Annotated in this window: 19 protein-coding genes; 13 read left to right on the forward strand and 6 right to left on the reverse strand. The window is 65.5% G+C overall.

From position 1 onward, the window contains the following. Positions 1-50: 50 nt before the first annotated feature. Positions 51-500, reverse strand: a complete 450-nt coding sequence (locus G7079_RS05475; protein ID WP_166056296.1) for a DUF4442 domain-containing protein — start codon at positions 498-500, stop codon at positions 51-53. Between the two features lie 56 nt (positions 501-556). Beyond that, positions 557-1,432, reverse strand: coding sequence for a thioredoxin (trxA, locus tag G7079_RS05480; RefSeq protein ID WP_166056298.1), 876 nt, complete (start codon positions 1,430-1,432; stop codon positions 557-559). 135 nt (positions 1,433-1,567) lie between these two features. Here trxA and G7079_RS05485 point away from each other — a divergent pair, with 135 nt between their 5' ends. From G7079_RS05485 to G7079_RS05505, 5 genes are read left to right on the forward strand one after another with little or no spacing between them, the layout of a single operon-like run. Continuing rightward, complete coding sequence (locus G7079_RS05485) at positions 1,568-2,221, forward strand: hypothetical protein (protein ID WP_166056300.1); 654 nt, start codon at positions 1,568-1,570, stop codon at positions 2,219-2,221. A gap of 26 nt (positions 2,222-2,247) precedes the next feature. Beyond that, positions 2,248-2,928 carry a hypothetical protein gene (locus tag G7079_RS05490; RefSeq protein ID WP_166056302.1) on the forward strand — a complete coding sequence of 227 codons (681 nt, stop codon included), beginning with the start codon at positions 2,248-2,250 and terminating at the stop codon, positions 2,926-2,928. Continuing rightward, positions 2,925-3,143 (forward strand): helix-turn-helix transcriptional regulator, encoded by a 219-nt coding sequence (locus tag G7079_RS05495; protein ID WP_166056305.1) that lies wholly within the window; start codon positions 2,925-2,927, stop codon positions 3,141-3,143. The genes G7079_RS05490 and G7079_RS05495 overlap by 4 nt, the downstream gene beginning before the upstream one ends. After that, positions 3,140-4,045, forward strand: a complete 906-nt coding sequence (locus tag G7079_RS05500; protein WP_166056307.1) for an alpha/beta fold hydrolase — start codon at positions 3,140-3,142, stop codon at positions 4,043-4,045. Before G7079_RS05495 ends, G7079_RS05500 begins: the two co-directional genes overlap by 4 nt. Then, positions 4,042-4,665, forward strand: coding sequence for a DUF998 domain-containing protein (locus G7079_RS05505; RefSeq protein WP_166056309.1), 624 nt, complete (start codon positions 4,042-4,044; stop codon positions 4,663-4,665). Before G7079_RS05500 ends, G7079_RS05505 begins: the two co-directional genes overlap by 4 nt. On the opposite strand, the gene G7079_RS05510 is transcribed toward G7079_RS05505, so the two are convergent. Then, on the reverse strand, positions 4,613-4,864 hold the full coding sequence (locus tag G7079_RS05510) for a SemiSWEET transporter (RefSeq protein WP_166056311.1): 252 nt from the start codon (positions 4,862-4,864) through the stop codon (positions 4,613-4,615). The genes G7079_RS05505 and G7079_RS05510 overlap by 53 nt on opposite strands. Beyond that, positions 4,861-6,153, reverse strand: a complete 1,293-nt coding sequence (locus tag G7079_RS05515) for an amidohydrolase family protein (RefSeq protein WP_166056313.1) — start codon at positions 6,151-6,153, stop codon at positions 4,861-4,863. The genes G7079_RS05510 and G7079_RS05515 overlap by 4 nt, the downstream gene beginning before the upstream one ends. Positions 6,154-6,259: 106 nt before the next feature. Between G7079_RS05515 and leuS the strand changes: the two genes are divergently transcribed. Genes leuS through rlmH form a run of 6 tightly spaced genes read left to right on the forward strand, consistent with a single transcriptional unit; the run spans position 6,260 to position 12,207 of the window. Continuing rightward, positions 6,260-9,001 (forward strand): leucine--tRNA ligase, encoded by a 2,742-nt coding sequence (gene leuS / locus G7079_RS05520; protein ID WP_240906250.1) that lies wholly within the window; start codon positions 6,260-6,262, stop codon positions 8,999-9,001. A 17-nt stretch (positions 9,002-9,018) separates the two neighbouring features. Further along, the gene (lptE, locus tag G7079_RS05525) at positions 9,019-9,531 is read left to right on the forward strand and encodes an LPS assembly lipoprotein LptE (RefSeq protein ID WP_166056315.1); all 513 of its coding nucleotides are present in this window, start codon (positions 9,019-9,021) and stop codon (positions 9,529-9,531) included. 21 nt (positions 9,532-9,552) lie between these two features. After that, on the forward strand, positions 9,553-10,602 hold the full coding sequence (gene holA, locus G7079_RS05530) for a DNA polymerase III subunit delta (protein ID WP_166056317.1): 1,050 nt from the start codon (positions 9,553-9,555) through the stop codon (positions 10,600-10,602). Further along, positions 10,599-11,303, forward strand: coding sequence for a nicotinate-nucleotide adenylyltransferase (gene nadD / locus G7079_RS05535; RefSeq protein WP_166056319.1), 705 nt, complete (start codon positions 10,599-10,601; stop codon positions 11,301-11,303). Before holA ends, nadD begins: the two co-directional genes overlap by 4 nt. A 9-nt stretch (positions 11,304-11,312) precedes the next feature. After that, a complete protein-coding gene (rsfS, locus tag G7079_RS05540; protein ID WP_166056321.1) occupies positions 11,313-11,732 on the forward strand; it encodes a ribosome silencing factor in 420 nt (139 codons plus the stop codon). Positions 11,733-11,736: 4 nt separating this feature from the next. Continuing rightward, complete coding sequence (gene rlmH / locus G7079_RS05545; RefSeq protein ID WP_166056323.1) at positions 11,737-12,207, forward strand: 23S rRNA (pseudouridine(1915)-N(3))-methyltransferase RlmH; 471 nt, start codon at positions 11,737-11,739, stop codon at positions 12,205-12,207. 50 nt (positions 12,208-12,257) lie between these two features. Here rlmH and G7079_RS05550 read toward each other — a convergent pair whose 3' ends face one another. Further along, positions 12,258-12,962 (reverse strand): energy transducer TonB, encoded by a 705-nt coding sequence (locus tag G7079_RS05550; RefSeq protein WP_166056325.1) that lies wholly within the window; start codon positions 12,960-12,962, stop codon positions 12,258-12,260. Positions 12,963-13,212: 250 nt separating this feature from the next. Continuing rightward, positions 13,213-13,947, reverse strand: a complete 735-nt coding sequence (locus G7079_RS05555; protein ID WP_166056327.1) for an SIMPL domain-containing protein — start codon at positions 13,945-13,947, stop codon at positions 13,213-13,215. A gap of 152 nt (positions 13,948-14,099) precedes the next feature. Between G7079_RS05555 and G7079_RS05560 the strand changes: the two genes are divergently transcribed. Together G7079_RS05560 and rng are read left to right on the forward strand one after the other, a co-directional pair. Further along, complete coding sequence (locus G7079_RS05560) at positions 14,100-14,669, forward strand: Maf family nucleotide pyrophosphatase (protein ID WP_166056329.1); 570 nt, start codon at positions 14,100-14,102, stop codon at positions 14,667-14,669. Continuing rightward, a complete protein-coding gene (rng, locus tag G7079_RS05565; RefSeq protein ID WP_166056331.1) occupies positions 14,666-16,159 on the forward strand; it encodes a ribonuclease G in 1,494 nt (497 codons plus the stop codon). The genes G7079_RS05560 and rng overlap by 4 nt, the downstream gene beginning before the upstream one ends. Positions 16,160-16,177 lie beyond the last annotated feature (18 nt).

Consider the following 16,177-nt stretch of genomic DNA (forward strand, 5'->3'; position numbering starts at 1 on the left):
CCGGACGTTTCGGCCGAAGGATACGCCGCGTTCGTGTCACGAAGGAATGATCAGCGTCCCGGTTTGCGACGCACGTACAACTGCTTGCGCGTGCGCGCGACGACCTCGCCCCGTTCATCCACCACGTCGGCATCGAACCAACGCAGCACTTTTTCGCCGTCGGCAGTTGCGGCGCGCAGTTCGTCCAGCACGGCATCGTCCAGTTCGAACACGGCGTGCACGGTGCCGCGCCCGGGCTTCACGAATTCGATCTCGCCGGCCTTGTCCCAGACCATGTAGTCGCGGCCCAGGCACTGCAGCACCGGGATCATCCGGAACGGATCGGTCATCGCGAACAGGCTGCCGCCGAAGTGGGTCTTCACGTAGTTGCGATTCCACGGGCGCATGCGCAATTCGACGCGGACGCGACGCCAGTCCGGGGAAATCTCGGTGACGTGGATGCCGGAAAACAGGAAGGGTGGCCACAGGTTCATGCCGTGGCGAAGGACAGCTGGCTTCATGCGTTCAAGTGGGCTGCGATGTTGATGCAGCCTACCATACGCATGCGTACTGTATGTCAAACCAGAAGTAGCGACGACATCCTGCGCCGGTAGCGTCCGACCAGGTCTTCGTCCTCGACCACGCGGAAGGCGTCGATCAGCGATTTCTTCGCCAGTCCGTCGCCATAGGCACGGTCGCGTTGCAGCATTTCGATGAACTGCGAAAGTCCGGCTTCGGCATCGCCACCCACCAGCTTGCGTACGCCCAGCAGGTGGCGGGCGCGCAGGTCGGCCGGGTCGCTGGCGATGGCGGCTTCCAACACTTCGGCTGGCGGCGCGTCCTTCAGCAGGGCGGCAAAATCCAATCGCGCGCGTGCCTTGACCGTGCGTTCGTCCGTGGCCAGGTTGGCGGGCAGGGCGTCGAGCAGGTGTTCTGCTTCGGTCGCGGCGCCGGTTTGCAACAGGGCCAGGGCCAGGTCCAGCTTGAGTTCGGACTTGTCGGGTTCGGCTTCGATGGCCTTGCGCAGGCGCATCACTTCCTCGTGCGGATCGACCGGCGGCGCGGCGGTTTCTTCCGCGGCCTGTTCTTCCACCGCAGCTGCAGGTTCGATGCCGTGGTGCTTGAGGAATTCGCGCAGTTGGCCTTCCGGTAGCGCGCCGGGGAAGCCATCGAGCAACTGCCCGTCCTTGACCAGCATCACCGTGGGAACCGAACGGATCTGGAAGGCGGCGGCCAGCTCCTGTTCGGCATCGACGTCGACCTTGGCCAATTCGAAGGCGCCGTTGTAGTCGGCTGCGAGTTTTTCCAGCACCGGGCCAAGCGTCTTGCACGGGCCGCACCAGGTCGCCCAGAAATCCACCAGCACCGGGGTGTCCAGCGATTTGCGGATCACTGTGTCCTCGAAGGTCGCGGCGGTGGCGTCGAATACGTGCGGCTGGATGGCGTCGGTCATGGCGGGTCTGTTCTTTGCGATGGCATGAACATGGCGGCGTTGGGACGTGTTCACAAGGCGATGTAAAAAATACTTGACATCGGAAATATCGAATGTAAATTACACATTACATTACGTCTGGTGTGAGTTACATCGATGAAGGGCCTGTCCCCGCGCAATCAATTGACCATCTGCCTGCTGCTGGCAGGTGTCGGCTTGGCGTTGTTCTTCGGTGGCCAACATCGCGACATGGGCCTGCCGCTGGGCTGGGTGGGCACCCTGCTGTTCGTGGTGGCGGTGTGGTTCTGCGTGGATGCCGTGTACCGCGTCCCGCACAGCGAAGGCGAGGCCGTCATCGCCTATGGCGAATGGCAGGCGTGGATCGGGGTGGTCTTCGTCGGCGCGGTGATCGTGACCATGGTGCTGAGGTTGCATGTGTTCATGCCACACATTCCGATTGGCCAGAATCCGGACATCGACAGGGACGGCGGCGACAGCGGCAGCGGCAGCTTGTTCATCGCCTGGCTGGTGCTGGCCTACGTGTTGAAACGGCGCTGGGCCGGCAAGGTGCTGACGGACGAACGCGATACCCAGATCGACCTCATCGCCAGCCGCTGGGGGCGTGGCGCTACCACGATTTGCGTGATCGTCATTGCGGTGTTGCTGGGCTTTAGCGACACCGAACGCCTGCGCGAATTCAGCTATCCCCTCATCGCGCAGACGCTGATGCTGACCCTGCTGTGCGGGCTGTGGTTCGACCAGCTGGTGGCGGCGCTGTTGTATTGGCGGGATCGCCGGGCGGCGGCATGACGGACTGTGCTTTCGAAGGACAAGCCATGACCCGCATCCATCCAAGCAAACCAATCGAAAAGCAGGACGACGCTATGCAAGGCTCGATCAACAACAGACAGGCATGGTTTTGGGTGGCGTTCGCGCTGCTTGCCGTGATCGGCGTCATGGTGATGGCGGTGGGCGCGACGGAACCTGCGCTGCATCTGGTCTTTGGTGGCGCGATGCTGTTGCTGATCGCGGTGTCAGGCGCAGTGCAGATGCGTGCGCAGCGCCCGGGGCTGGACGGCGCGACGCCGTCGAATGCGGAAAAGGCCGCCTGGGCGCAGATCGGCATGGGCCTGGCCGCGATCATGGTGCTGGGCGGCGTGTCGCTGGGTTCGATGCGCGGCAGTTGGGCTGCCTACCTGTGGTTCGCGATGTACGCGGTGATCGTGGCCTTCTTCCCGCTGTTCCGCCGCCGCTTCATCGAAAGCAGCCGTGGTTACCGGGAAGTGGCGGAAGACGAGCGCGATCTCGCGATCCGTGCACAAGGCGATTACCTGGCCAAGCGTCTGCTGGAACTGGCGCTGGTGGCGCTTGGCCTCGTCTGGGTATTCCTGCCGGGTCTGATCCAGTCCGTGCGTGCGCCGCTGCAGGTGGCCTGTTTGCTGCTGTTGCCGATATTGGCGGCCAATGTGGCGGGCGAGGCGCGGGTGGCCTGGCTGCACTGGCGCGACAGGCAATGACTGGCACCACGATCAGCAACGACATCCGCCGCTTGCGCTTTGCGCGTGGCGAGATGACCCAGCAGGCGCTGGCCGACGCCTGCGGGGTGACCCGGCAAACCATCATCGCGCTGGAAGCGGGGCGTTACGCGCCGTCGCTGGAATTAGGGTTCCGCATCGCCGATGCACTGGGCGTGCGTATCGAAGACGTCTTCCACTGGAGCAAACCGGCATGAGCAAGGGGCCTGGCAAGGGGCTGCGTTTGGTCAAATGGACGCTGGGCGTGGTGGCCGCATTGATCCTGCTGCTGGCTGCGTACATGTGGTGGGTGGTCGAGCGCTTCGATACCGTGACGCTGCCGCAACGGCACGGACAGGTGGACGTGGAACTGTTCGCGCGCGAGGGCGACAAGCGTCCGTTGCTGGTCGGGTTTGGCGGCAGCGAGGGCGGCAATCCGTGGGCCAGCGAACGCTGGAAGAAGCAGCGCGAGCGTTTCCTCGACCAGGGCTACGCGATGCTCGCACTCGGCTATTTCGGCACGCCGAATTCGCCCGAACACCTGGATCGCATCTCGCTGGACGGCATACACGCGGCGATCATGAAAGCCGCGCAGGACCCGCGCGTGGACGGTCGCTGCATCGCGGTGATCGGCGGTTCGCGCGGCGGCGAACTCGCCTTGCTGCTGGCCAGTCACTATCCCGACATCAAGGCGGTAGTGGCGATCGTGCCCGGCAGCGCGGTGTTCCCGGCGCTGACCGATGCCATGACCACGCCTGGCTTCTCCTTCCACGACAAGCCGCTGCCGTTCGTGCCGATGACCTGGAGCGCCACGCCCGACCTGCTGGTGGGCAACCTGCGCGGCGCGTTCGAAACGATCATGCAGGACGACGCGGCGATGCAACGCGCGGCGATCGCGGTGGAGAACATCAACGGCCCGGTCTACTTCGTGTCCGCTTCGCAGGACGAGGGATGGCCGTCGAAGGAAATGAGCGATGCGATGATGCAGCGGCTGAAGGCGCATGGTTTCCGCCACACCGCCGAGCACCTGGTGGTGCAGGGCGGGCACAGCGAACCGCTGGACGAATTCCCGAAGATGGAAGCGTTCCTCGATACGCAGTTCAAGCAGACCTGTCGATGATCGCCATCGTCCGCCGCCCCGAATGGATCGCCGCCGCGCTGCTCGCGCTGGCCCTGGTGACCGCCAATCTCGGCGTGCCGGAGTATTCGCACCTGATCCACCCGTTGGCATTGCGCGGCAGCGCCGGCCTGCCTTGGGCGTTGGCCTTCAATGTATTGGCGTTCGTGCTGCCGGGTGCGCTACTGGTCTGCGCAGGTTTTCGCTTGCGCAGTGGGCTGGGCGATGCCGGCTGGTTGGCGCGCATCGGTATCGTGCTGGTGCAGTTGTCGGCGTTGGCATTCGCGGCGCAGGGGTTGCTTCCGCTGGATCCGATGGACACGGATTCAAGCGCAAGCCGCTTGCACGCGCTTGCGTGGATGCTGTGGTGGATCGCGTTCGTGCCCGGTGCGCTGCTGTTGGCAATTGGCGCCAGGGGCGGCATCGCCTTCGCGTTGGCCTGCGTGGCCGCCGCCGCGCTGGTGCCGCTGCTGGCAGTGCTCGCGCCGATCGGCCTGTGGGTCGGCATCGCCCAGCGCCTGGCCTTCGCGTTGTGGTTCGGCTGGTGGTTGCTGGCTTGCAGCAGCGTGGCTAGCCGTGTTTCAACTTCAAGCCGAGGATCGTCGAAGACAGCAGGAAGGTGATCGCGTTCGAGACGATCATTGGCCACGACTCCAGGAAGATGCCGTAACCGAACCAGCAGGCGATGCCGAAGGTGAACACCACGTACATCCACAGCGAGATGCCGGAGGTGTCGCGGCTGCGGATGGTCTTCACCGCCTGCGGCACGAAGGACAGGGTGGTACAGGTGGCGGCCACGTAGCCCATCCACTCAAGGCTCATCGCGCGAGCTCCTTGTAGACCACGCCGTCCTTCATCACGAAATCCACTTTCATGACGTTCTCGATGTCGGCCAGCGGGTCGCCCGGCATGGCGATGATATCGGCGCGCTTGCCGGCCTCGACCACGCCCTGGTCATCGACACCCAGCACTTCCGCCGCGAGCATCGTTGCCGATTGCAGCGCATACGCAGGCGGGATGCCGGCTTCGACCATGTAGAGGAATTCGCGCGCGTTGTCGCCGTGCGGGCCCACGCCCATGTCGGTGCCGAAGGCGATCTTCACCCCGTTTTTGTAGGCCTTTGCCGCAGTGCCCTGCAGCTGTGCCCCGATCCGCGCGGCCTTCGGCCGCACGATCTCCGGGTAGTAACCGTCGATCTTGGCTTTTTCGGCCACGAACCGGCCCGCATACAACGTCGGCACGTACCAGGTGCCTTTTTGTTTCATCAGCGCCATTACCCGGTCGCTCATGTAGCTGCCGTGCTCGATGCTGGTCACCCCGCCGGCCACCGCGCGATACATGCCTTCCTCGCCGTGTGCATGCGCGGCCACCTTGTAGCCGTAGTCGTTGGCGGTATCGACGATCGCCTTCACCTCATCCACGGTGAACTGCGGCGCATCGCCGGATTTGGCGTAGCTCAGGACGCCGCCGGTCGCGGTAATCTTCACCACGTCGCTGCCGTCCTTGTAGCGCTGGCGCACGGCCTGGCGGGCATCGTCGATGGAATTGATCACGCCCTCGGTGGGTCCGGGCGGGCCGAGCAGGTGCGATAGCTCGGAGTTCAGCCCATTGGTCGGGTCTGCGTGGCCGCCGGTGGTGGCGATGGATTTGCCCGCCGCCCAGATGCGAGGTCCTTTCACCAGTCCCTGGTTGATCGCATCGCGCAGGTGCGGCGTCACGTCGCCGCCCAGGTCTCGCACGCTGGTGAAGCCGGCCAGCAGGGTTTTTTCGGCATAGCCCACGCTGCGGAAGGCGAAGTCGACATCATCCAGGCGGAAGCCTTCGGAATAGCTCTGCGGACTGGACTGGCTGCCCAGGTGCACATGCAGGTCGGTCCAGCCGGCCATGCAGGTGCGATCGGTCAGGTCGATCGCGGTCGCATTGGCCACCGCTTCCGCGCGGCCGGCCAGCACCTCGGCCACCTTGCCGTTGCGGACCACCACGGTATGCGCGCCCAGCAGCTTGCCGCTGCGGCTGTCGAACAGCTTGCCGCAGTGCAGGGCGGTGTCTGCACCGAACGCGGGCAGGGCCAACGTGGACAGCAGGGCGGCAGCGAGCAGGCGATGGCGCATGGCGGTTCCCCCGGGGTGATTCCGGATGGTGCCACGCAACGCGCGCGCATGGCGGCGGATGCTGCGCTGCGGTAGGCTGTCCGGCCCGTTTCCAGCGTTGTTTGCCGTGTCCGCCGAACCCGTCGCCTACGATCCCCGCACCGTCGAATCCGCCGCCCAGTCGTTCTGGGCGAACACCCGCGCGTTCGAGGTGAACGAGCAGTCCGACAAGCCGAAGTACTACTGCCTGTCGATGCTGCCGTACCCGTCCGGCGCGTTGCATGTCGGCCACGTGCGCAACTACACCATCGGCGACGTGATCAGCCGCCACAAGCGGATGACCGGCCACAACGTGCTGCAGCCGATGGGTTGGGATGCCTTCGGCCTGCCGGCCGAGAACGCCGCGATCAAGAACAAGACCGCGCCGGCGAAGTGGACCTACGCCAACATCGAGCACATGCGCGGCCAGCTGAAGTCGCTGGGTTACGCGATCGACTGGAGCCGCGAGTTCGCCACCTGCAAGCCGGATTACTACATGCACGAGCAGCGCATGTTCGTGCGCTTGCTGAAGAAGGGCATCGCCTACCGCAAGAACTCGGTGGTCAATTGGGATCCGGTCGACCAGACCGTGCTGGCCAACGAACAGGTGATCGACGGCCGCGGCTGGCGCACCGGTGCGCTGGTGGAAAAGCGCGAGATCCCGCAGTGGTTCCTGCGCATCACCGATTACGCGCAGGCGTTGCTGGACGATCTCAACACGCTGGAGGGCTGGCCGGATTCGGTCAAGACCATGCAGCGCAACTGGATCGGCCGCAGCGAAGGCCTGGAAATCCAGTTCCGCGTCGATGGCGAAGCCGAACCGCTGACCGTGTTCACCACCCGCCCTGACACGCTCATGGGCGTGACCTTCATCAGCATCGCCGGCGAACATCCGCTGGCGCTGAAGGCCGCCGCCAACAATCCGGAACTGGCCGCATTCCTGGCCGACCTCAAGCAGGGCGGCGTGTCCGAAGCCGAGCTGGAGACGCAAGAAAAGCGCGGCATGGCCACCGGCCTGTGGGCGATCCACCCGGTTACAGGTGAAGACGTGCCGGTGTACGTCGCCAACTTCGTGCTGATGGGCTACGGCACCGGCGCAGTGATGGCGGTGCCGGCGCACGACCAACGCGACTGGGAATTCGCCAAGGCCTATGGCTTGCCGGTGCATCCGGTGATCGCGCCGTTGCAGGTGCGCGATGCGCTGGGCGAGATCACCGTCGACGTGCGCGACCACGCCGACCCGATGCAGGCCGCGCTGGGTGCGCATGCCGCCTTGGATGTGTACGACACCGATGCCGCCGTCGAAGTGGTGCGCGAGTACCTGCGCGGCATCGAGGAAGACGGCGCCTATACCGAGCGCGGTTTCCTGATCAATTCCGGCGACTACAACGGCATGGATTTCGATGCCGCGTTCAATGCGCTGGCGGCGAAGTTCGAAGCCGACGGCACCGGCGCACGCCGCGTCAATTTCCGCCTGCGCGACTGGGGCGTCAGCCGCCAGCGCTACTGGGGCTGCCCGATCCCGGTGATCTATTGCGCCAGTTGCGGTGCGGTGCCTGTGCCGGAAGACCAGTTGCCGGTGCTGTTGCCGGAAGACGTGGCCGATGCGTTCGCCTCCGGCGACGTGCATTCGCCGATCAAGTCCGATCCCGAATGGCGCAAGACCACCTGCCCGAGCTGCGGCGGCCCGGCCGAACGCGAAACCGACACCTTCGACACCTTCATGGAGTCGAGTTGGTACTACGCGCGGTACACCTCGCCGGGTGCGGCGGACATGGTGGACGGGCGCGCCAACTACTGGCTGCCGGTCGACCAGTACATCGGCGGCATCGAGCACGCGATCCTGCACCTGATGTACTTCCGTTTCTATCACAAGCTCCTGCGCGACGCGGGGCTGGTGGACAGCGACGAACCGGCCACGCGCCTGCTCACGCAGGGCATGGTGATCGCCGACACGTTCTATCGCGAAGACGAGCACGGCGCGAAGGAATGGATCAATCCGGCCGACGTCGAACTCGAACATGACGAGCGCATGCGCGTCACCGGCGCGAAGTCGCTCATCGACGGCTTGCCGGTGCTGATCGGCGGTACCGAGAAGATGTCGAAGTCGAAGAACAATGGCGTCGACCCGCAACTGCTGGTCGACAAGTACGGCGCCGACACCGTGCGCCTGTTCTCGATGTTCGCCGCGCCGCCGGAGCAGTCGCTGGAATGGAACGAATCCGGCGTGGAAGGCATGGCGCGCTTCCTGCGCCGGCTGTGGCGCGACGTGCATGCGCACGTGGCCCAGCCCGATCATCCGGAAGTGGATGCGAATGCGCTGGATGCCGCGCAGAAAACCCTGCGTCGCCATATCCACGAAGCCATCCAGAAGGTCAGTGACGATTACGCCCGCCGCCACAGCTTCAACACCGCGATCGCCGCGCTGATGGAACTGCTGAACCACGTCGGCAAGTTCAACGACATGTCCGACATGGGTCGCGCGGTGCGCCATGAGGCATTCGAGGCCATCGTCCTGTTGCTGAACCCGATCACTCCGCATATCAGCCACGCGCTGTGGCAGGCGCTGGGTCATCCGGAAACCCTGCTGGAAGATCTGCCGTTCCCACGGCACGATCCGGCCGCGCTGGTACGCGATGCGCTGACCCTGGCGGTACAAGTCAACGGCAAGCTGCGCGGCACGATTGAAGTCGCACCGGATACCGCGCGCGAAGCCGTCGAAGCCGCGGCACTGGCCGATGCGAACGTGGCGAGCTTCGTGGCGGGCAAGGAGATCAAGAAAGTGATCGTGGTGCCGGGCAAGATCGTGAATATCGTCGTGGCAGGTTGATGGCTTAGACTGCAGCCATGAAGAAATCTGCTTTCGTCCTCGTGCTTGCCGCCGCACTGCTCACCGGTTGCGGTTTCCACCTGCGCAACGCCCTGAACCTGCCGGCCAACCTGGGCCCGGTGCGGGTGCTGGCGGCGGATCCGTACAGCGCGCTGGCGGAAAACCTGGCCGATGGCCTGAAGCGTGCAGGTGCACAGGCCGCACCCGTCGACGCCACCGAAGGCGTCGCGACCTTGCAGGTGATTTCCGAACAATGGGCGGATACCCCGATCAGCCACGACCAGTTCGGCCGCGCGCAGGAATTCACCCTGCGCTATGCGGTGACTTTCAGCATGCGACGCGCCGACGACAGCGTGGTGGTGCCGCAACAGGCGGTGGAACTGGGTCGCGACTACCTCGCACCGGCGGTCGACTCGATCGGCAAGGCCAGCGAGCGCGAATTGCTGGTGCGCGAATTGCGCCGCGACATGGCGGCGGCGATCCTGCGCCGCGTCGATGCGGCCTCGAAGCCATCCGCTGCCGCACAGTGACGGCCGCGCGCGCTTGACGCGATGGAACTGAGCGTCGATCGCATCGCCTCGCAACTGGCCGGCGAACCGCTGCGCCCGGCCTACCTGGTTGCGGGGCCGGAAACATTGCTCGTCCTCGAAGCCGCCGATGCCGTACGCGCAGCGGCGCGCGCGCAGGGCATCGAAGAGCGCGAAGTACACGACATGGAAGGCCGCGATGCCGACTGGGATGGCCTGGCCGCTTCCATCCATGCGCCCAGCCTGTTCGCCAGCCGTCGCCTGATCGAAGTGCGCCTGCCCACCGGCAAGCCCGGCAATGACGGCAGCAAGCTGATCTGCGAGTTCTGCGCGGAGCCGCCGCAGGACGTGGTGTTGTTGGTGATCGCCGGCGACTGGTCGCGTTCGCATGCGGGCAAATGGAGTGAAGCCATCGGCCGCGTCGGCCATTCCTGCATCGCCTGGCAGGTCAAGCCGCATGAGCTCGGCGGCTGGATCGACCGTCGCCTGCGTAGCCGCGGGGTCAAGGCCACGCCGGATGCCGTGGCGCGGTTGACCCAGCGCATCGAAGGCAACCTGCTGGCCGCCGCGCAGGAAATCGACAAGCTCGCATTGCTGACCCGGAACAACGAGGGTGCCAGTACCTTGCTGGATGCGGAGGCGATGGACGCACTCGTCGCCGATTCCGCCCGCTTCGACGTGTTCCGTCTGGTCGATGCCTCGCTCAACGGCAATGCGCCGCAGGTCTCGCGCATGCTGGCCGGCCTGCGCGCGGAAGGCGAGGCTGTGCCGGCGCTGATGGGCATGGTGGTCAAGGAACTGCAGACCGTCGCCGCGCTGGCGCGGGCGCGCAATTTCGCCGCCGAGTGCAAGGCGCTGCGTATCTGGGATTCGAAGCAGGCGGTGTACAAACGCGCCATCTCAAAGCATCCGCCGGAACGCTGGCAGCGCTTCCTGGTCGAGGCCGGCCGGGTGGATCGCATCGCCAAGGGCCGCGTGCGCATCGGCGAGGAATCGCCGGATGCGTGGCTGCAGCTGGAACGCCTGCTGCTGGCGATGGCCGACAAGGGCGCGGCACGGCTGCTGGCCTCGTGAGCGCAGGTAAGTTGCTGGTCTGTTATGGCGGCACCTTCGACCCGGTGCATAACGGGCATCTGGCCGTCGCGCGCACGGCGCGCGATGCGCTGGACGCCGATGTCGCGCTGATCCCCGCGCACGATCCGCCGCACAAGGGCCCGACTCGCGCCGATGCCGAACAACGTGCAGAAATGCTCGATCTCGCGGTTGCGGGCGAAGCCGGCCTGTCAGTGGATCGGCGTGAGTTGCTGCGCGAAGGGCCGTCCTACACCTTCGACACACTCGGGGAGTTGCGTGCAGAACATGGCGATGCCGCGCCCATCGCCTGGCTGGTCGGTGCCGATTCCCTGCTGCAGCTGCACACCTGGCATCGCTGGCGCGAACTGTTCGGCCGCGCCCACATCGTGGCCGTGCAGCGGCCGGGTTCCGAAGTGGATGCCAGCCGCCTGCGCGAACATGCGCCGGAGGTGCTGGCCGAGATCGCCGACCGCTGGTTGCCGCCGGCCGATCTGGCCGCCACCGCAAGCGGCGGCTTCGCCCTGTTGCCGATGCCGACGCTGCGCCCGGAATCCTCCACCGAGCTGCGCCGCCGCATCCGCGAAGGCGGCGATTGGCAGGAATGGGTGCCGACGGCGGTGGCGGCCTATATCGCCAGTCAGGGGCTGTACCGCGACCCGGGCGCTATACTGACTGCGTCTCCACCATCCGCTCACCGCTGAGCCGCGCCCTTGACCACTACTGCCCACGTCATCAAGACCAGCCTGCCCAATCCGCCGCCGTCGGTGGAATCGCTCCTCAAGACCGTGCAGGCCGCGGTGGAAGAACTGAAAGCCAAGGACGTGATCGAGATCGACGTGCGCGGCAAGAGCAGCGTCTGCGATTACATGGTGATCGCCTCCGGCACCTCGACCCGCCACGTCAAGTCGATCGCCGACGAAGTGGTGAAGTTCGCCAAGAAGCTCGACGTGATGCCGCTGGGCGTGGAAGGCGAGCGCGAGGCCGAATGGGTGCTGGTCGACCTGGGCGATGTCATCGTGCACGTCATGCTGCCGCGCGTGCGCGAGTTCTACGCGCTGGAGCGCCTGTGGACGGTGGGCGACCAACCGCCGGAATACTTCGGCGAAACCGGCGCCGAATCGCAGCTCTGAGGCCTTGAAGGCCAGGCTGATCGCAGTCGGCGAACACGCACCCGCGTGGGTGGCGCAGGGCTTCTCCGAATACCAGAAGCGCCTGTCGCACTGGCTGCCGCTCGACCTCGTCGAAGTGGAGCCCGGCGTGCGCGGCAAGGGCCGCGACACGCAGCGCGCAATGTCCGACGAAGGCGCGCGCGTACTCGCCGCCTTGCCGAAGAACGCGCATGTGGTCGCGCTGGACGGGCGCGGCAAGATGCATTCGTCCGAACAACTCGCTGTTCGCCTGGAACACTGGCGTAGTCAGGGCCGCGACCTGGCGTTCCTGATCGGTGGCCCCGAAGGCCATGCACCCGACGTGCTGCAACATGCCGATGAAACCTGGTCGCTAGGCCCGCTGACATTGCCGCATATGCTGGTGCGGCTGGTGCTGGCCGAGCAGGTGTATCGCGCTGCTGCGCTGTTGGCGAATCATCCGTATCACCGTGCCTAAAAAAACGCCCGCATCGTTGATGCGGGCGTTTTGATCGACGCAGGGACGGCTCAGTTCTTCAGCGCGAACTCGATCGGCACCATGCCGATCGCCTGCACCGCCAGCCCGTTCTTCGTCGCCGGCTGGAAGCTCCAGCGCTTCAGCACCTGCGCGCGTGCGGCTTCGTCCAGCTCGCGATAGCCGCTGCTCTGCGCGACCTTGACCTCAAGCGGACGACCGTCGATGCCGACCAGTACTTCAAGCAGCACGGTGCCGGTCAGGTGCTGCAGCAGGGCGCGGCGTGGATATGTCGGTGCCGGTGCCATGCGGTATTGCAGTTGCATCGGTGATGGCGCGGCTTCGATCGCGCTGATCGATTCGGCCGGGCCGGCGGTGTCCGTCGCCGTCTCGGCGACGAACTCGGTGCCGCTGCTGGCGATGATTTCAGAGTTCGTCGTTTCCGCCGGCTTTTGAGTGGCTGCGCGTTGCTGGATGGGGTGCGTGACGGACGGCTTCGGCTTGTCCTTCACAATTTCGACGGTCTCCGGCTTGGGTTGTTCGCGCGGGATCCAGCGCGTCTGGTCACGGGGTTTTTCATCCGGCAAGGTGATCGGCGACGGCATCGACAGCGGCATCATCAGCAGTCCCATCGCCAGTACGTTGAGCGCGATGGTGCCGCTCAGGGTAAGGATCCGGGCGGAGTCGAGTTGCGGCTTGGAGGCGGGCTTCAGCAGGGCGAAGCCGGACGAATGGGGTAGGGCGTGGGCGCGAACCATGGTCAACCTCCTGTCAGGGTGCGATGTCGGGTGTGCGACTTCGAAAGAAGCACGAACCATGCAACGGACGGGTGGCGGCAATGGGGTTGATGGCCCGTCTACTGCACACCCCAACGCTGCTCCATGCGGCAGCGTATGGCAATCGTCAGGCGATAGTCGGCAAGCAGGCGCCGATCAGTGGTAATGAGTCGCATTCACATGAAACGACGCCCGCGCGAAGCGGGCGTCGTCGTAACCGACAGGGGCGGGTTCAGCGGCCGAGTTCGAACACCACTTCGATGTTCGCCGACAGCGTGCTCTCGCCCGGCGACACCGATGTTTCCTTGGCGAAACCGGCGTCCGCGGCCATCGCGCGCATCATCGGCATCGGCCGCGGGAAGCTCGCGCCGCCCTCGCTGATGCTGACGATCCGGCGCACCTTCAGGCCCAGCGCATCGGCATAGGTCTGCGCGCGCGCCTGCGCTTTCTTGATCGCGGCGATGCGCGCCTCGTCATAGGCCTCGTCCGGCTTGTCGACCTCGAAGCTAGGGCCGTTGATCTGGTTGGCGCCCTGTTCGACGAAGGTATCCAGCACCTTGCCGAGCTTGGACAGGTCGCGCACCTTCACGTTGACGTTGTTGCTGGCCTGGTAGCCAACGATGGCTGGCGGTGCGTTCTCCACGTATTTGTAGTTCGGGTTGAGGTTGATCCCGCTGGTCTGGATGTCGCGTTCGGCGATGCCGGCCTTGCGGATCGCGGCCATCACCTTGTCCATCTGCGCGGCATTGGCGCGCATCGCCGCATTGGCGTCGGCGGCCTGGGTGACCACGCCGGTGGAAATGGTGGCGACGTCCGGCACGCGCTTGGCGTCTGCGGATGCGGACACGGAGAGCAGGGTGCCGTCGGCGGGCATCGCGTAACCGGCAGGGGATTGGGGCTGGGCGCAGGCGGTCATGGGAATCCCGAGGGCAAGGACGGTGGCGAGGACGAGCGGGCGGAACATCATGGTGGACTCCTTGTCGATGCGGGGGATGGTAGCGGGCTGCCGAGTAGGCGGCAGGTGAACGCCACTGCGCGAGTGAACGCATGGTGAGTTGCAACGGGGTTGCATGCGGCCACCTGCACGGACTGCAGTCAGCCGCGGGTTAAACTTCGGGCATGCTGCATCTTGCCTCGCGCTCGCCGCGCCGCGCCGAACTGCTGGCCCGCCTGGGCCTCGATTTCGGCGTCATCGACCTCGACATCCCCGAACAACAGGGCGCGTCCGAAGCCGCCTTCGAATACGTGCGCCGAGTGGCGCGCGAAAAAGCCGGCGCCGGCCTGCTGGAGGTCGTCGCCGTGCCCGATGCCGCGGTGCTCGGGGCGGATACCGAAGTGATCCTCGACGGTCGCGTGTTCGGCAAGCCGGCCGATGCCGCCGCTGCGGTCGAGATGCTGCGCGCGCTGTCCGGCCGCACGCACGAAGTGATCACCGCGGTCTCGCTGGTCTCGGCCGGTCGTGAAGCCCAGGCGGTCTCCACCTCGCAGGTGAAAGTGACGTTACTGTCCGATGCCGAGATCGCCGCCTACATCGACAGTGGCGAGTGGGAGGGCAAGGCCGGCGCGTATGCGATCCAGGGCCGCTTCCAGGCCTATATCGAATACCTGTCCGGCAGCTACAGCGGAGTGATGGGCCTGCCGTTGTTCGAGACCTCGCGATTGTTGAAGCAGTTCGGGTTGCTCGCATGAGTGAGGAACTGCTGGTCAACGTGACCCCGCGCGAAACCCGCGTGGCGGTGGTCGAGAACGGCATGCTGCAGGAGCTGCACATCGAGCGCGGCAGCCAACGCGGCGTGGTCGGCAATATTTACAAGGGCAAGGTGCAGCGGGTGATGCCCGGCATGCAGGCGGCGTTCGTGGACATCGGCTTGGAACGTGCGGCCTTCCTGCATGCCAACGACATCTTCCGCAGTACCCAGCTGGATGCCGGCGAAAGCGACGACGCGCCGACCAGCGCACCGATGCAGGTACAGATCCCGATCACCGAATTGCTTCGCGATGGCGCCGAGATCGTGGTGCAGGTGGTCAAGGATCCGATCGGCAGCAAGGGCGCGCGGCTGACCACCCAGATCAGCATTCCCTCGCGCTACATGGTGCTGCTGCCGCGTTCGAAGGTGTTGGGTATTTCCGCGCGTATCGAGGACGAGGACGAACGCGCGCGGCTGAAGGCGCTGATGACCGAATTGGCACCGTCCGGCGGTACCCACGGCTACATCGTGCGCACCAACGCGGAAGGCCAGGCGGCCGAGGCCTTGGCCGAGGACATCGCCTACCTCGGTCGTGCGTGGAAGCTGGTCGAGGAAAATTCCGCCACGGCGAACGTCGGCAGCTGCGTGTACGAAGACCTGAGCCTGCCGCTGCGCGCGGTGCGCGACCTGATCCGCCGCGACGTGGAGAAGGTCAAGGTCGATTCGCGCGAAACCTGCGAGCGGTTGCGCGATTTCGCCGCGCAATACATGCCGGAACTGGCCGAGAAGATCGAGCATTACAGCGGCGCGCGCCCGATCTTCGACCTGTACGGGGTCGAGGACGAAATCGGCCGCGCGCTGGAAAAGGAAGTGCCGCTGAAATCCGGCGGCTACCTGGTGATCGACCAGACCGAGGCGATGACCACTGTCGACGTGAACACCGGCAGCTTCCTCGGCCAGCGCAACCTCGAGGAGACGGTATATCGCACCAACCTCGAGGCCGCGCAGGCGGTGGCGCGCCAGCTGCGGCTGCGCAACCTGGGCGGCATCATCATCATCGACTTCATCGACATGGTCGATGCCGAGCACCGCCGGCAGGTGCTGCGCACGCTGGAAAAACAACTTGCGCGCGACCACGCCAAGACCACGGTGTACGACTTCTCGCCGCTGGGCCTTGTCGAGATGACCCGCAAGCGCACGGTCGAATCGTTGCAACGCCAGCTCAGCGAGCCCTGCCACGAATGCAGCGGGCGCGGCACGGTCAAGACCGCGGAAACCGTCACCTACGAAATCTTCCGCGAGATCGTCCGCGCGGTGCGCCAGTTCGACGCGGCGCGGCTGCTGGTGATCGCCTCGCCGAAGGTGGTCGGGCGCATCACCGACGAAGAGTCGAACGCGGTCGCGGAGCTGGAGGAGTTCCTCGGCAAGTCGATCCGCTTCCAGGCGGACGCGCAATACATGCAGGAGCAGTTCGATGTCGTGCTGCTCTGACGTGATCGCGATGGACGC

The sequence above is a fragment of the Thermomonas sp. HDW16 genome, from assembly GCF_011302915.1.
Taxonomy (GTDB): domain Bacteria; phylum Pseudomonadota; class Gammaproteobacteria; order Xanthomonadales; family Xanthomonadaceae; genus Thermomonas.